The sequence below is a fragment of the Nocardiopsis coralliicola genome (assembly GCF_054779695.1).
Map to the genome: position 1 here is coordinate 16,703 of NZ_BAAGXT010000001.1, position 14,839 is coordinate 31,541.

Genomic DNA, 14,839 nt, shown 5'->3' on the forward strand with positions numbered 1-14,839 from the left:
ATCAGCAGGAGGCATCGTGGAATTCACCAGTGTCCCCGTGCGCGGCACGGTCGCGCTTCCGCCGTACCGGGCCGTACTCGCCGTCGACATGGAGCGGTTCAGCGACAATTCGGCTCGACACCAGCAAGTGATCGGTACGGCGATCCCCGAGATTCTGCGCGAGGCGTTCGTGCGCTGCAACATGCTCGATGTTTGGGATGACGCGCGATTTCCGCGGCACGGGGGCGACGGGTACGTGATGGGCACCCCGCCGGAGAATCTTCCGTACCTGGTCGACCCGTTCCTGACGGAGCTGGACGCAGTGCTGCGGGAGAAGGACCCGGAATTCGCCCGCCACAGCCGGTCGCTGCGCCTGCGGTTGCGCGCCAGCATCGACGTCGGGCCGCTCCCCGACTTCGGGGGCGGCAACCCCCTCGACGCGATGGGCGAGGCGATGATCACCACCCACCGCCTTTTGGACTCCACCGCCGTCAAAGACGCCCTCCGCACCTCTGACCCCGACGCCACGCTCCTCGCCGCTATCATCTCCCGCCGCGTCCACGAAGACGCCGTCCTCGGCGGCTTCGCCGACATCGAGCCCACCCGCTGGACCCCGGTCGAAGCCGACATCCCGGAGAAGCGCTTCAACGCCGAAGGCTTCCTGTTCATCCCCACGCCGTCGCGCAATCCGGGCCTCCCGCAGAGCGATTCGGACCAGCCAGACGGCCGGCCGCACAGGCCGGAAGCAAAGGCTCCGCCTGAATCGGCCGATGATTCCGGGCACACTCGGGCGGGGCGGGACGCCAACCAGTTCGGGACGGTACAGGGAGACGTCCGTATCGGCGACGACAACCGCACCAGCCTGGGCGACGGGTCGATCGGCAGCATTGGCGGCAATACAGGTTCGATCGTCTTGGGTGCGAATGGGCCGGTCAACACTGGAGGACGGCAGGACAACCGCCAGGACAACCGCCGCTGGCACGGAGGCGATCGCCCCGGATCACGCCGCAGCCGCGACGACCGCGGCGCCGAGCCCGAAGAAGACGGGTGGGACGGATGAACGCCCCCGCCGTAGGCTCTGTCGGCGGAGACACCGGCGACATCGTCACCAGCGCGCAGGCCCCGGTCAACACCGGAGGGCGCCAGGACAACCGGACGTTCAACGTCGGCCCCTGGGCGCCGCCCGACGCCGAATCCCTGCTCGCCCTCCTGAGGAGCGAGGACCGCTCTGCAGCCGACGCTGGGGGGTCGATTACTACAGCTGATATTGAGCGCAACGACGCTTGTTTCGTGAAACCACCCGGTTTCTCTCGGATCCTGTCCGGTGACGAAGCCCCCGCCGCGCTCCTCATCAGCGGACCGCGCGGGAGTGGACGGCGCGGCGCCGCCATGCGCTGGCTGTCCGAATTCGGAGCACCGGAGAAGGGGATTCGCACCCTTCCCGACGCGGACCGTCCGCCGCTGCTCGACGGGGAGGCCATCAGCGAAGGGGAACTCCTCTACCTTGACGCGACGCTGTCGGACGGCACGCGTGCAACGGCGCTGCTGCGCGAGCTGCCGCGCTTTGCTGCCGAGGTTGCGGAGCGCGGCGGGCGGATCGCCGTCGTTCTCGAACCGCAGCAGGCCATCGACCTCGAGGTCAGGGCGGAAGCCGACGCTGTGGCCGTGCGGCGGCCCGATACCGGCGCGGTACTTCGCTCCTACCTCGGATACCTCAGAATCACCGCCGGCCCGCGGGAGTTCGCAGCGGCGGGGATCACGGACTGGTTGGCAGCGGCCGGAGTCGAGGAGACCGTCCAGCTCGCCTATCACGCCAGGGACGCCTCCCTGGCGGAGGAAGGAACGGGGACGGTTGCCGACTGGCTCGCCACCGCCCACCGTGCCGCTGGTGACTGGCGCGAGGACGTCGCCGGATGGCTGGATTCGCAGCCCGCACCGCAGGATCGGGCAGTTCTACTGGCTGCCGCAGTATTCGAGAACGCCACCGCTGAACAGGTCGCCGCGGCGGCAGAGGGGCTTGCGGAGGCGACGGCGGTGCCGGAGGAAGAAGGGTCGCCGCTGGAGCGGCTCGGATTCGCCGGACGACTGAAGCGTCTTGGGGCCGTGATCCGCGAAGACAGGCGCGTCGAATTCGAGCGGTTCGGCTACGGCGAGGCGGTATTGACCCGCTTCTGGGATGAATATCCCTGGCTTCACGAGGTGTTCGAGAAGTGGATTAGCAGGATCCTTGAAAAGGAGAGGATCCACCTGAGGGACAGGCTCCGCGCAGCAGAGCGGTTCGCGGAGCAGTGCCTGCGGGTGCGTCGGCACGGACCGCTGCTGACTCTGGCCCGGAGATGGTCGAACGGGCCGCTCTGGACGGCTGAGCTCGCCCTCGAGCTGCTGAGATGCGGCCTGCGCGATGAACGCGCAGCCCCTGCCGTTCGCCGCTGGCTCTACGACACCGCGAAAGAAGAGAGCCTGCCCGCGTCATGTATACGGGTGGTCACCGCCGTGTCCTACGGCGTCCTCGCAGACACCCACCCCAACCAGGCGATCGTACGGCTCCACCACGCAGCCCGGCGGGGCGGTGCCGGGCCGGAACCGCGGCAGGCCGCGGGTGAGGCGGCGCTGCGTCTCGCCGACCTCGCCCGTGAGTCTTCCTCGCTCCGCAGCGGCGTGTTGCGCCGATTCGCTGACCGTTTCGCTGCGGGGCCCGGGAAGTATTGGGACGCCGACGCGTCGATCCTCTGGGGCGTCGTCGATCCGGCCGTACTCACCAGTTCGGGCGGGTTTCCGCTGACTGCAGCCGAAGGCGGCGACCTGCGGACCTGCCTCGCAGCGGTGTGGAGGCGCGACCGCGCCGAAGTGCGCCCTCACGCGCGGCGGTGGCTGGAGTTCTGGACGGGAGGGCCGCACCGAACCACCACGGTCTCCCTGATCACCGGAGCGGCTGCCGACGCGGGGCGCCTCGACGCCCTGTACGCGGAGACGCGGACCTGGCTCGCCGAGACTGCGGACGGCGATGCTCGCGGCTCACGTCAGGTGATCGCGCGCCAGGTCCGCAGCGAGATCGATGCATGGCGGCGGCCCGCCGAGCCCTGCCGCACGGCGCGCCACCGAAGCGAGGAGGGGCGATGGGTATCGGGACACTGATCGGGACGGTGGGCATGGCGGCCGCAGCGGCCGCCGCCGTCGCTGCGGGCTTCACGGGCTGGGGAGCTGCGGCGGTGGTATTCGGCGTCGTCGCCATCGGCGGAGCCGTGATCGCAGCGGTGCTGCGGTGGTACGGCGCGGAGCCGGCCGAGACCGTCAGCGAAGCCCCCGCCGAGGAACCTCCCCCGCGGATAGAGGAACCGGAGATCGTGCTCCCGCACCGCCGCAAGCACGTGTTCCAGCGGGAGCTCCCCAGCGCTCGCCCGGAGTTCGGCCTCCTCTTCTCCGCGATCGTCTGCTGGCGCGGGCCCGACCTGGAGGACCGCGTGGCAGAAGCCGCCGCGGTCGACTCCGTGGTCGAGCGGGCGCGCGCCTTCGCCGGCCGGACCGAGCCGGACGCTGTCGGGGGCGCCGACGAGCCGCTCGTCCTCGCCCTCGGCGCCGGTGGCGGCTGCGGCCACCCGGGCGTGTGGCATGTCTGGGCCGAAGAGGTGCGCCTCGAAATGGTCCCGGCGGATGCCGAACGGCTGCAGCGGCTTCGAGAGCTCCGCAAGCAGAAGGCGGAGCGGGCGGAACAGCGCGAACTGGAGCGCGACGAGCGGGACTATCTGGGTGCCGACGCCCTCGCGGCCCCCGGAACGGCTCTGGTGTGGTGGCTGTCCCGCAACCCTGACCGCATCGATGAGGCAGTGGACCGCATTTCCATGCTGGCGACGCTGTCCTCCGCCGCAACCGGGAACTCCGTGCCGGACCACTACCGCGATCTGGCAGCCGAGCGGCGTCCTGTTTCCTGGTACGACCCAGCGGGTGCGGAACACGGCCCCTCCGGAGGGATCAGTCCGGACAGCAGTTCTGGAGCGGAGTACGGCGGTACAGAGGACTCCGAGCCGGAGCCGGCGGAGGAAGGCCCCGAGTCCGGCGGCGACACCGGCGCCGTCCTCCGGGCGCTGCGGCTGATTGTCAACGGCCTCGACGAGGACGCGGCGCTACGGCACGTCGACCAGACCGCGGAGGACCTTGCGGTCGGCGGCCGGGCCGACCTCGCTGCTGCCGTCCGTGCTGAGTTCGGGTGCCCGGACGCCTGGAGCGAAGCCGGGACCTCACCGAACGGGGGCCGGAGCTCCGGGTCGGACGGCAGAGCAGTCGCTGAAACGCTCTTCGCCGACGGTGTGGTCAGCGAGGGCGGAGAAGAGGCCGGTCCCAGCGCGGATACCGCGGACGTGTTCGCGGCTACGGCAGAGAGCGCGCCTCGGGAAGCGGATGAGGACGATCGGAGCAACGGGGGCGCCGACGGCGCGTGGTCCGCGGGGGAGGTGCCGAGCGGTCGGAGAGCCCCGGAGAGGGCGGGGGAGTAGAGCGGTCCTTCTGGCTCTGCCTCACCACCGCGTCCGCGGAGGGACTGCGCACCGCACCCTCGCACTGATCGAGTGCAGCGTGCCGCAGCCAGTGGCGGACTCGGGCGGCGTCGGCGGCCGAGTCCGCTCGCCGCCCTTGCCGGGGCGCTGGTGCTGATCGCCGCCGACTTGCCGCTCGTGGTCGACGGCACGGTCGGCCTCGCACTGGTGCCGGCGGCGGTCCCGGTGGTGGCGTTTGCGGCCGGAGCAGTGGCCGGCCGGGTGCGCCGCGCCTCCTGAGGACGCGGCCCCTCAGCGGGGGCGGTTGGTACTGGCGGGTAGGAGCGGGGCGGGTGGGGTGCACGGTGCGTGGCGGGGCTAGCATTCCCGGCGTCCTGTATGCGGTATGTGATCCTGGAGCGCCCCGTGTCCCCTCCGCTCGTGTCGATCGCCGTTCTCGTTGCGCTGTTCGTCCTCGCCACCGCCCGGGGGATCAACCTCGGAGTACCGGCGTTCGCCGCGGCGTTCGGGGTGGGGCTGCTGTCGGCGGGGATGACCGAGGAGGAGGTCTTCGCGGGCTTTCCGGCCGACATCTTCCTCATCCTGGTGGGCCTGACGTTCGTGTTCGGGTTCGCGCAGTGCAACGGGAGCCTCGACCTGCTGGTGCGGACCGGGATGCGGCTGGTGCGCGGGCGGATCGCAGCGGCGCCGTGGATCTTCTTCGCGCTGACCGCGGCGCTGATGTCGGTCGGCGCGCTGTTCGCGGTCGCCATCATCGCGCCGCTGGCGATCCCGTTCGCCCGCCGCTACCGGATCGACGGGCTCATGATGGGCATGATGGTCGTGCACGGCGCCCTCGCCGGCGCCTTCTCACCGATCAGCGTCTACGGCGCGTTCGTCAACGGCTACCTGCGCAGTGCCGGGCTGCCCGTCGAGCCGCTCACCCTCTTCGCCGGTCCGCTGCTGTTCAACACCGTCGTGGCCGTCGCCGTCTACCTCGCGATGGGCGGCCGCCGCCTGCTCGGCGTGCGCGCCACCGTGGAACCGCCCGGCGCCGACGGCGGGGCAGACGGCGGCGCCCCCGGCACCGCCGCCGTCAAAACCGCGGCGCGGAGCCGCAGCACCGCCCTCCACCAAGCCGCCACGCTGACCGGGATCGGCGTGCTCGCCGTCGGCGCTGCAGTACTCGAACTCGACACTGGGGTGCTGGCGATCGCCATCGGTGCGGTCCTGGCGCTGCTGGCGCCGGGCGACGCCAAACGGGCGCTGGCCGGCGTGAGCTGGTCGACGGTGGTGCTGATCTGCGGCGTGCTCACCTACGTGCACGTCCTGGAGACCGCGGGCACCGTCGACTACGTCAGCGCCGGCATCACCGCGATCGGCGCGCCGCTGCTCGCCGTGCTGCTGCTGTGCTACCTCGCCGGCACCACCTCGGCGCTGGCGTCCTCGCTCGGCATCATCGGCGTCGCCATCCCGCTCGCCGTGCCGCTGCTGGAGCAGGGCGCGGTCGACCCGATCGGGTTCACCGTGGCGCTCGCCATCGCCGCCACCGTGGTGGACGTCAGCCCGTTCTCCACCAACGGCGCCCTGGTGCTGGCCAACGTCGCCGACGAAGACCGCGACCGCTACTACCGGCGGATGCTGGTCTACGCCGGCGTGGTCGTCGCCGCCGGCCCGGGGCTGGCGTGGCTCGTTGCGGCCGTGCCGCCGTCGCTGTGAGCCCGGCGCTGCGGGCCTGGCTCCGCCCGGGCCCAGAGCCGGCGCCGGCTCAGCGGCTGGTGTAGCCGGCGTCGGCGTGGATCACGCTGCCGGTGACGTAGGAGGACTGGTCGGAGGCGAGCCAGAGGCTGGCCTGGGCGACCTCGTCGGGCTGGCCGAACCGCTCCAGCAGGCTCAGCTGCGGCGCGTACGACGCCTCGTCCAGCCCGAACTGCTCCAGCGCGCCGCGCAGCATCGGTGTGTCGATCGCGCCCGGCGCCACCGCGTTCACCCGGATCCCGTGCCTGCCGTTCTCCAGCGCCGCGGTCTTGGTGATGCCGTTGACGCCGTGCTTGGCGGCGACGTAGGCGACGTTGTCGGGCTGCGGGCGGAAGCCGCTGACCGAGGAGATGTTGACGATCGACCCGCCCCGGCCCTGCCGCAGGAGCTGCTGCAGCTCCCACTTGACGCACAGCGCGGTGCCCTTCAGATCGACCGCCATCAGCCGGTCCCAGTAGCCCTCGTCGAACTCGGCGACCGGCTTGCCGTCCGGAGTCAGCGCCGCATTGTTGACCGCCGCGTCGAGCCGGCCGAACGCGTCCACCGCGGCGCCGACCATCCCGCGGACCTGCTCGCTGTCGGAGACGTCGACGCGCGTGAAGACAGCGCGCCCGCCCTCGGCCTCGATACCGGCGACGACGCTGCGCCCGCCCGCCTCATCCATGTCCGCGGCCACCACCCGCGCACCCGCGGCCGCGAACAGCCGGGCCGTCGCGGCCCCCATCCCCTTCGCGGCGCCGGTCACGATCGCGACCTTGTCCGCGAGAACCGGAAACACCGTATTCGCCATGGCCTGCCCCCGAATTCGACTGCGTGTCCCCCGATCATCAGCCGGCCCCCGCCCCGCCCCCGCCGACACGCCGCCCCTTTCCCGACCGCGGCGCCGCAGGACACCGTCCTTTGGGGAGGCCGCCCAGAGAGCGTCTGAGAAGCGCAAGGCGGCAGCGGCGGCGAGCGTGATCGGCGGCGCAGGGCAGGCCGGGAACGCCCGGTGCGGGCGCGGCGTCGGACGCCCATGGGACTGCGCGACTGGACCGCGGCGGCGACCGGAGCGGTCGGCGGATTCTGCTGGTGGTTCGGGATGACCGCGGTCTTCGCGGCGCACGGCGCAAAGCCCTACCTGATGGGCAGCGACACGATCCACCAGCCGCTCGTCGCCGCGGCCGTCATCGGCGGCCTGTGCACGGCCGCCACCGCTGTGGTCCTCGCGTGCACGCGCGCGCAGCATCCGATGGCGGCCGCGGTGGCGGGCCAGTGCGTGCTCGTTCCAGCGTCCGTGCTCCTGTGGTCGGTCTCCTTCCCGCCCGCCACCGCATTCGGCTCCGCGCTGTCCGCCGGAATCATGGCGGGCGCTCCCATAGCCGGGGCTGCTGCCGGGGGCGCCGCGGTGCTCGCCGGGGCGGCGCGTGCGGGGGCGGCGTCCGTGCTCCGCTCGGCTGCCGCGGCAGCGGCCGTGGCCCTCGCCGCTGCAGCCTGCTGGACACTCGGCACCACCGTTTCCGCTCGGGCTGAGGCCAGGGCGGTTTTGCATGAGTTCCCCGGGCCGCTCCTCGTGCTCGACAGCGAGGAGTGGGAGATGCGCGAGGTAGTGGCCAACGAGGACTTCATCCGCATCGCCTACGCCGGCCGCTCCGACCCGGACCTCGAAGCCGAGGTGAACATCTGGATCGATTCCGGCCGGCCCCTGCCCTGCTGGGAAACGGACGGGAACGCTCCGTGCACCCTGGTCAGCGGCAGCCCGCGCACGTTCATCGACGAGGGAGGCAGTCCGTCTGCGCGCTCAGTCGTGGTGCTCGGGGGAGGCGGGCGACCGGAGTGGTACGCCCGCATCGACGGCGGGATGCTCTCCGAGGCGCCCGCCCGGTTGGCGGAGGCCGGCGGAGGGCTCCGGCCCGCCGACGCGCGCGAAACGCAGAGGATCGCCGAAGCCGCGGCCGACAGCGAAGCGCTGGACCGGGTGCCGCTCGGCTACTTCCGCGACGTCCTCGCCGATGCACCGTAGCCGCGCGGGATCTGGGCGCCGGCTCGCGCAGCGGCAGAGTGACGGGGCCGACCGGCGCAGGGGGCTGGTGAGCGCCGGCCGGCCTCGCGCCTACGATCCGACCGCGGGTCGGCCTGGGGCCGCCATCGGCGCCGGGGGCGCCGTCTCCAGGGAGATCCGGTCTCGGCCGGCGTAGACGTTCATGGAGGCGCCCCTGAGGAACCCGACCAGGGTCAGCCCGTGCTCCCGGGCCAGTTCAACGGCCAGGGAGGACGGCGCCGACACCGCCGCCATGGCGGGGATGCCCGCCATCAGCGCCTTCTGGACCAGCTCGAAGGAGGCCCGGCCGGACACCAGGAGCACCGTGTCGCGCAGCGGCAGCCGGTCCTCGCGCAGCGCCCAGCCGACCAGCTTGTCCACCGCGTTGTGCCGTCCCACGTCCTCGCGCAGGCACAGCAGCTGCCCTTCGGCGTCGAACAGGCCCGCCGCGTGCAGTCCGCCGGTCCGGTCGAAGACGCGCTGGGCCGCCCGCAGCCGGTCGGGCAGCTCGGCCAGCAGCTGCGGCGTCAGCGCGGGGCCGCCGCCGGCCACCTCCCAGGGCACCTGCATCCGGACCGCGTCGATGCTGGCCTTGCCGCACAGCCCGCAGGAGGACGTGGTGTAGAAGTTGCGCTCCAGCGACGTGTCCGGCGGCCGGACGTGCGGCGCCGCGGACACGTCGACGACGTTGTAGGTGTTGGAGCCGTCTGCTGTGGCGCCCAGGCAGTAGCGGATCCCGGACAGGTCGGCCGCCGCCTGCAGCACGCCCTCACCGGCCAGGAAGCCCGCGGCCAGGTCGAAGTCGCTGCCCGGGGTGCGCATGGTGACGGTGAGCGGCGCGCCGCCCATCCGGATCTCCAGCGGCTCCTCCACCACGAGGGTGTCCGCCCGGTCGCCGACCGCGCCCTCGCGGATGCGCAGTACTTTCTCCCGCGTCGTGACCCGTCCCATGGCCCGCCGCCTTTCTGGCCTCGCACCGGCTCCGCGCGGGGTCTTCCCGCGATCCGGCGCCTCCAATCGGCCGTCGTCCGGTGCCGGCGGGCGGCTCCCCGCCGGCGCTGCTCACTGCTGCGCCCCGCCCGGCCCGGCGCGCCCCGGCTACTCCGCCGGAGGGCCGGAGGAGCGAGCCGCGGTGCGGCCCCGCCGGTCTTCGCGCGCGGAGTCCCGCTGCACGTGCTGGAAGCCGAAGCGGCCCTTGATGCACAGGTTGCCGTGGGTGACCGGGTTGTCCTGCGGCGACGTCACCTTCACGATCTCGTTGTCCTGGACGTGCAGGGTCAGGTTGCAGCCCACGCCGCAGTAGGTGCACACCGTGGTGGTCTCCGTCTGGCTCTCCTCGTCCCAGGTGCCTGCTGCGCGCATGTCGAACTCGGTGGTGAACGACAGCGCACCGGTGGGGCAGACCTCGATGCAGTTGCCGCAGTACACGCAGGCCGAGTCCGGCAGCGGGACGTCCTGCTCGGTGGAGATGCGCGCGTCGAACCCGCGGCCGGCCACCCCGATCGCGAAGGTGTTCTGCCACTGCTCGCCGCAGGCGTCGACGCACTTGTAGCACATGATGCACTTACTGTAGTCGCGCACGTACAGGTCGTTGTCGTCCTTGGCGGGCTGCTCCACGGTCTCCGCCACGGCGCCGATGCCCGCCTCGTGCTCGCCGGCCTGCCGGGCGTCGCGCTCGCCCAGCGGCGCCGGCTCCGCCCGCGGCCCGAACCGGTCCGGCTCGGCCGCGTAGCGCTCGTTCCACTCCGGTACCCCCGGCGTCGTGGAGAGGTCGACCGAGGAGCCGAGCAGCTCCAGCACCATCCGGCGGCTGTGCTGCACCCGCTCGGAGTCGGTGCGGACCTCCATGCCCTCCTCGACCTTGCGCGAGCAGGCCGGCGCCAGCGTGCGCGCGCCGACCACCTCGACCACGCAGACCCGGCAGGCGTTGCGCGGGGCCAGGGTCTCGCCGTAGCAGAGCGTGGGGCACTCGGTACCGGCGGTGCCGCAGGCGTCCAGGATGGTGGCGTCCTCGGGGACGGCGACCGTCTCGCCGTCCAGGGTGATCTCGACCAGCCGCTTGGGCAGGCCCAGCTCGACGGGTGCGACGCGGGTGCGGGTGCTCACCGGGCCTCCTCGGTGGACGGCTGTGCAGGGGGTTCGGCTGGTGCGCCGGCGCCGGCGTAGACGCCGAGCCGGTCGATCGCGGACTCCACCGCGTTCCAGGCGGTCTGGCCGAGGCCGCAGATGGAGGCGTCGCGCATCGCGGCGCCCACGTCGCGCAGCAGCGGCAGCTCGGCCGCTGCCGCGCCGCCCCGGGAGAGCCGGATGAGCGACTCCTCCTGGCGGACGGTGCCCACCCGGCACGGAACGCACTGGCCGCACGACTCGTCGCGGAAGAACGCCGCGATCCGGACCAGCACCTCGGGCAGGTCCACCGTGTCGTCGAAGACCAGCACCACGCCCGAGCCGAGGGTCGCCCCGGCCTCGCGGGCGCCCTCCAGGGTGAGCGGGATGTCGAGCTCGTCGCCGCGGACGAAGCCGCCCGCCGCTCCGCCGAGCAGTACCGCGCGGATCTCGCGGCCGTCCTCGGTGCCGCCGGCCAGCTCCAGCAGCTCGCGCAGGGTGGCGCCGAACGGCACCTCGTAGACGCCGGGGCGGCGGACCGTCCCCGACACGCAGAACAGCTTGGGGCCGGTGGAGGATCCGGACCCGATCGACGCGTAGGCCGGTCCGCCCATCTGCAGCACCGGGAGCACGTTGATCAGGGTCTCCACGTTGTTGACCGCCGTGGGGCGGTCGAACAGGCCGCGCTCCACCGGGAAGGGCGGTTTGCTGCGCGGCTCGCCGCGCAGCCCCTCGATGGAGTTGAAGATCGCGGTCTCCTCGCCGCAGATGTAGGCGCCGGCGCCGCGCCGGATCTCGATGTCGAAGGCGAACCCGGCGCCCAGTACGTCGGGGCCCAGCAGGCCGCGCCCCCGGGCGCGGGCGATCGCGTTCTCCATCCGCTCCAGCGCCCGCGGGTATTCGCCGCGCAGGTACAGGTAGCCCTTCTCGGCGCCGATCGCGAAGCCGGCGATCGTCATCGCCTCGACCACCGAGAACGGGTCGGCTTCCAGGACGGCGCGGTCCTTGAAGGTGCCCGGCTCGCTCTCGTCGGCGTTGCAGACCAGGTAGCGCGGCCGCTCGGGGCGCTGCGCGGTCGCCCCCCACTTGCGGCCGGTGGGGAACGCGGCGCCGCCCCGGCCGGTCAGCCCGGAGTCGGTGACCTCCCGGATCACCCCGGACGGGCCGAGCCGCACGGCGCGGCGCAGCGCCGCGTAGCCGCCGGCGGAGCGGTAGGCGTCCAGGTCGGTGGGGTCGATCCGGCCGACGCGGCCGAGGAGGAGCAGCCCGCCCTCGCCGGCCTGCGGGACCGCCGCCTCGGCGGGCGGCTCGGCCGTGTGGCCGGGCAGGGGGGCGGGGTCGAAGGTGGTGGCGGCCGCGCCGCGCGCCGGCGGGATCGGCCGGTCGGGCGCGTGGCCGTTGCCGCCGGCCGGGGGAGCCGCCGCGGCGCCGGCGCCGCCGCCGTCCTCCGCGGGGCCGGCTGCGGCAGGTCCGCTGGCTTCGGCTGCGCAGACGGCAGCCGCGTCGGCGGGCGCCGAGACCGCATAGCGCGGTCGCTCGCCGGCCTCCAGGACCACGGCCGCCGGCGCGCGCTCGCAGAGCCCCAGGCAGGGACTCTCCACCCAGGACATGCCGCCGTCAGCGCCGTCTCCGGAGCCGTCGGCGCCGTTCCCGCCGTGGCCGGGCGGGCCGAGGCGCTCCGTGACCGCCTCGCAGAGCGCGCCCGAGCCGCGGGCGGCGCAGGCGATGTCGGTGCAGACGTAGGCGGTGCGGCGCGGGCTGGGGGACAGCGACAGCATCGCGTAGAAGGACGCGACGCCGTAGGCCTCGGCCGGCGGCACCGTCAGGCGCCGGCAGATGTAGTTCAGTGCGCCCGGGCTGACCCAGCCCACCCGGTCGTTGACCGCGTGCAGGGCCGGAAGCAGGAGGTCGCGCCGGCTGCGCGCGGCGTGTCCGCCGTCGGCGCGGCGCAGGTCGGCGGCCGAGCGAGCGCCGCCCTCCCAGGACGATTCCGGGGGCCCGAGCAGTGCGTCGACCGCGGAGCGCTCCGCGTCGCTCGGAGGGGCGTCCTGATGGTGAAGGTCCACGTGCTCCGCTCACCTTTCCCATTCGCTGGGGCCCGGCGCCGTGGCGCTGTAACCCACATCACAGGATTTTGTATACCGGCTACAGTATGCTGACGAGTGGTGGTCGGCAACCCCCTCAACCCCGCGGAATCGCCGGCGCACCGCGGTCCCGGCTGTCCGCACGGGCAGCGCCGGCCGCCCGGCGCCGCCGGGTGCACCGGGGGCCCGGCAAACCGGGGGAGAGCCGCACCGGGAGGACGCGTGCAGGGCTGCCGCCAGCCCTGGGGGGCGCTCCCGGCGCGCGCCGCCCGGGACGCACCGCAGTGCGTCCCGGGCGGTCGGGCCGCCGTTCATCCCGCGGAGACCGGTTCCGCCGGGGCGGCACGGCCGTCCGCGCCCCGCCCGCGCTCCGGATCAGCGTCGGCGATCCGGTCGATGCGCACCGCCGCGGCCTTGTACTCGGCCGTGCCGGCGATCGGGTCGGTCGCGTCGATGGTGAGCAGCTGCGTGTCGACCTCCTCGGGGAAGTGGAAGGTCATGAACACCAGGCCGGGCCGCATCGCGTCGGTGATCGACGCCCGCACCTCGACCGATCCGCGCCGCGAACTCACCCGCACCGCCTCTCCGTCGTCGACACCGAGCTTCTCGGCGTCCTCGGGGGAGAGGTCGAGCAGTTCGCCGCGGCGCAGCGGCGAGGAGAACCCGCGCGTCTGCACACCGGTGTTGTAGTCGTCCAGCCGCCGGCCGGTGGTGAGCCGGAACGGGTAGTCGTCGTCCAGCAGGTCCACCGGCGGCGAGTGGCCCACCAGGCCGAACGGCGCCGGGGCGCCGCGCTCGGCCGGGTCGTCGGCCCACAGCCGCCCGTGCAGGTAGACCGGCTCCAGCCGGTCCTCGTCGAAGCACGGCCACTGGATGCCCTGGTGCTCCTCGAGGCGGGCATAGGACATGCCGCGGTGGATGGGGGACAGCGAGCGGAGCTCGTTCCACACTTCCTCGGCCGCCAGCTCCGGCCACGTGGTGCCCAGCCGGCCGGCCAGCGCGCGCATGATCTCGATGTCGTCGCGCGCGCCCTCCGGCGGGTCGAGCGCCTTGCGCACCAGCTGGACGCGCCGCTCGCTGTTGGTGAAGGTGCCGTCGGCCTCGCACCAGGCGGCACTGGCCGGCAGCACCACGTCGGCCTGCTCGGCGGTGCGGGTGAGGAAGATGTCCTGCACCACCATGTGGTCGAGCCGGCCCAGCCGGCGCAGGGTCGTCTCCGTCTCCGGTTCGGACTGGACCGGGTTCTCGCCGATCACGTAGAGCGCCTTGACCTCGCCCTCGTCCATGCCCTCGAACATCTGGGTGAGGTTGCGCCCCTTGTAGGGCGGGATGGTGACTCCCCACACCTCCTCGAAGCGGCCGCGCAGGTCGGCGTCGAGGATGTCCTGGAAGCCGGCGAGCCGGTCGGGGATGGCCCCCATGTCGCCGCCGCCCTGGACGTTGTTCTGGCCGCGCAGCGGCTGCAGGCCCGAGCCGTACCGGCCGACGTGCCCGGTCAGCAGGGACAGGTTGATCAGCGCGCGCACGTTGTCGGTGGCGTTGTGGTGCTCGGTGATGCCGAGTGTCCAGCTCAGCTGGGCGCGCTCGGCCAGGGCATAGGTGTGCGCCAGCTCCCGGATGGCCTCGCCGGGGACGCCGGTGACCGCTTCGGCGGCGGACAGGGTCCACGGCTCGACCAGTTCCCGGTACTCCTCGAAGCCGCTGGTGGCGCGCTCGATGAAGGCGGTGTTGGCCAGGCCGGCGTGGATGATCTCCCGGCCCACTGCGTGCGCGAGCGGGATGTCGGTGCCGACGTTGAGCCCCAGCCACCGGTCGGCCCACTGGGCGGTTCCGGTGCGCCGCGGATCGACGACGAAGAGCCGCGCGCCCCGGTGGACGCCCTTGAGGACGTGCTGGAAGAAGATGGGGTGGGCCGCGCGCGGATTGCCGCCCCAGATCACCACCAGGTCGGTCTCCTCCACCTCCTGGTAGGAGGAGGTGCCGCCGCCGGAGCCGAATGCGGCCGACAGGCCGGCGACGCTCGGTGCATGGCAGGTGCGGTTGCAGGAGTCGACGTTGTTGGTGCCGATCACGGCGCGCGCGAACTTCTGCGCCACGAAGTTCATCTCGTTGGTGGAGCGGGCGCAGGAGAGCATTGCGAAGGAGTCCGGGCCGTGCTGGTCCACCGCCGCCCGGAAGCCTTCGGCGGCGCGGTCCAGCGCCTCCTCCCAGGTGGCCGGGCGGAGCTCGCCGCCGGTGCGGACGAGGGGTGTGGTGAGTCGCTCGTAGGCGGTATCCCGCCGTTCCGATCGCATCGTTGCCTCGCAGGGTGGTGCTCGCAGGGGGTCGGTCGCTGTCGCCGGGGGCGGCACCCGCCGGGTCGAAGGCGGCAGTACTCGATAGTGTCTACAGTATTCACGACGCTGTTGGCGGATCAAGGGGAG

11 protein-coding genes are annotated in these 14,839 nt (G+C 73.0%); 6 read left to right on the forward strand and 5 right to left on the reverse strand.

What is annotated here, in order from left to right:
* Positions 1 to 16 precede the first annotated feature (16 nt).
* The 5 genes from ACYVGT_RS00070 to ACYVGT_RS00090 all read left to right on the forward strand — a co-directional run bounded on the left by ACYVGT_RS00070 (position 17) and on the right by ACYVGT_RS00090 (position 6,167).
* Positions 17 to 1,039 carry a hypothetical protein gene (locus ACYVGT_RS00070; protein WP_460854224.1) on the forward strand — a complete coding sequence of 341 codons (1,023 nt, stop codon included), beginning with the start codon at positions 17 to 19 and terminating at the stop codon, positions 1,037 to 1,039.
* Positions 1,027 to 3,114 (forward strand): hypothetical protein, encoded by a 2,088-nt coding sequence (locus tag ACYVGT_RS00075; RefSeq protein ID WP_460854225.1) that lies wholly within the window; start codon positions 1,027 to 1,029, stop codon positions 3,112 to 3,114. Before ACYVGT_RS00070 ends, ACYVGT_RS00075 begins: the two co-directional genes overlap by 13 nt.
* A complete protein-coding gene (locus tag ACYVGT_RS00080; RefSeq protein WP_460854226.1) occupies positions 3,096 to 4,469 on the forward strand; it encodes a WW domain binding protein 11 in 1,374 nt (457 codons plus the stop codon). The genes ACYVGT_RS00075 and ACYVGT_RS00080 overlap by 19 nt, the downstream gene beginning before the upstream one ends.
* A gap of 72 nt (positions 4,470 to 4,541) precedes the next feature.
* Entirely contained in the window at positions 4,542 to 4,748 is a 207-nt protein-coding gene (locus tag ACYVGT_RS00085; protein ID WP_460854227.1) for a hypothetical protein, read from the forward strand.
* A 99-nt stretch (positions 4,749 to 4,847) separates the two neighbouring features.
* Complete coding sequence (locus ACYVGT_RS00090) at positions 4,848 to 6,167, forward strand: SLC13 family permease (RefSeq protein ID WP_460854228.1); 1,320 nt, start codon at positions 4,848 to 4,850, stop codon at positions 6,165 to 6,167.
* A gap of 49 nt (positions 6,168 to 6,216) precedes the next feature.
* Here ACYVGT_RS00090 and ACYVGT_RS00095 read toward each other — a convergent pair whose 3' ends face one another.
* Positions 6,217 to 6,996 (reverse strand): SDR family NAD(P)-dependent oxidoreductase, encoded by a 780-nt coding sequence (locus ACYVGT_RS00095; protein WP_460854229.1) that lies wholly within the window; start codon positions 6,994 to 6,996, stop codon positions 6,217 to 6,219.
* A 225-nt stretch (positions 6,997 to 7,221) separates the two neighbouring features.
* On the opposite strand from ACYVGT_RS00095, the gene ACYVGT_RS00100 reads away from it, so the two are divergent.
* A complete protein-coding gene (locus ACYVGT_RS00100; protein ID WP_460854230.1) occupies positions 7,222 to 8,208 on the forward strand; it encodes a hypothetical protein in 987 nt (328 codons plus the stop codon).
* Between the two features lie 90 nt (positions 8,209 to 8,298).
* On the opposite strand, the gene fdhD is transcribed toward ACYVGT_RS00100, so the two are convergent.
* The 4 genes from fdhD to ACYVGT_RS00120 all read right to left on the reverse strand — a co-directional run bounded on the left by fdhD (position 8,299) and on the right by ACYVGT_RS00120 (position 14,710).
* Positions 8,299 to 9,177 (reverse strand): formate dehydrogenase accessory sulfurtransferase FdhD, encoded by an 879-nt coding sequence (gene fdhD, locus ACYVGT_RS00105; RefSeq protein ID WP_460854231.1) that lies wholly within the window; start codon positions 9,175 to 9,177, stop codon positions 8,299 to 8,301.
* Positions 9,178 to 9,324: 147 nt separating this feature from the next.
* Positions 9,325 to 10,332, reverse strand: a complete 1,008-nt coding sequence (locus ACYVGT_RS00110; RefSeq protein WP_460854232.1) for a 2Fe-2S iron-sulfur cluster-binding protein — start codon at positions 10,330 to 10,332, stop codon at positions 9,325 to 9,327.
* The gene (locus ACYVGT_RS00115; protein ID WP_460854233.1) at positions 10,329 to 12,398 is read right to left on the reverse strand and encodes an NAD(P)H-dependent oxidoreductase subunit E; all 2,070 of its coding nucleotides are present in this window, start codon (positions 12,396 to 12,398) and stop codon (positions 10,329 to 10,331) included. The genes ACYVGT_RS00110 and ACYVGT_RS00115 overlap by 4 nt, the downstream gene beginning before the upstream one ends.
* 329 nt (positions 12,399 to 12,727) lie before the next feature.
* Entirely contained in the window at positions 12,728 to 14,710 is a 1,983-nt protein-coding gene (locus ACYVGT_RS00120; protein ID WP_460854234.1) for a molybdopterin oxidoreductase family protein, read from the reverse strand.
* Positions 14,711 to 14,839: the final 129 nt, after the last annotated feature.

Excerpts from the sequence above, each read along its gene's own strand:
- ACYVGT_RS00120 (WP_460854234.1), bottom strand. The coding sequence starts at position 14,710 with ATGCGATCGGAACGGCGGGATACCGCCTACGAGCGACTCACCACACCC.
- ACYVGT_RS00090 (WP_460854228.1), top strand. The coding sequence starts at position 4,848 with ATGCGGTATGTGATCCTGGAGCGCCCCGTGTCCCCTCCGCTCGTGTCG.
- ACYVGT_RS00095 (WP_460854229.1), bottom strand. The coding sequence starts at position 6,996 with ATGGCGAATACGGTGTTTCCGGTTCTCGCGGACAAGGTCGCGATCGTG.
- fdhD (WP_460854231.1), bottom strand. The coding sequence starts at position 9,177 with ATGGGACGGGTCACGACGCGGGAGAAAGTACTGCGCATCCGCGAGGGC.
- ACYVGT_RS00080 (WP_460854226.1), top strand. The coding sequence starts at position 3,096 with ATGGGTATCGGGACACTGATCGGGACGGTGGGCATGGCGGCCGCAGCG.
- ACYVGT_RS00100 (WP_460854230.1), top strand. The coding sequence starts at position 7,222 with ATGGGACTGCGCGACTGGACCGCGGCGGCGACCGGAGCGGTCGGCGGA.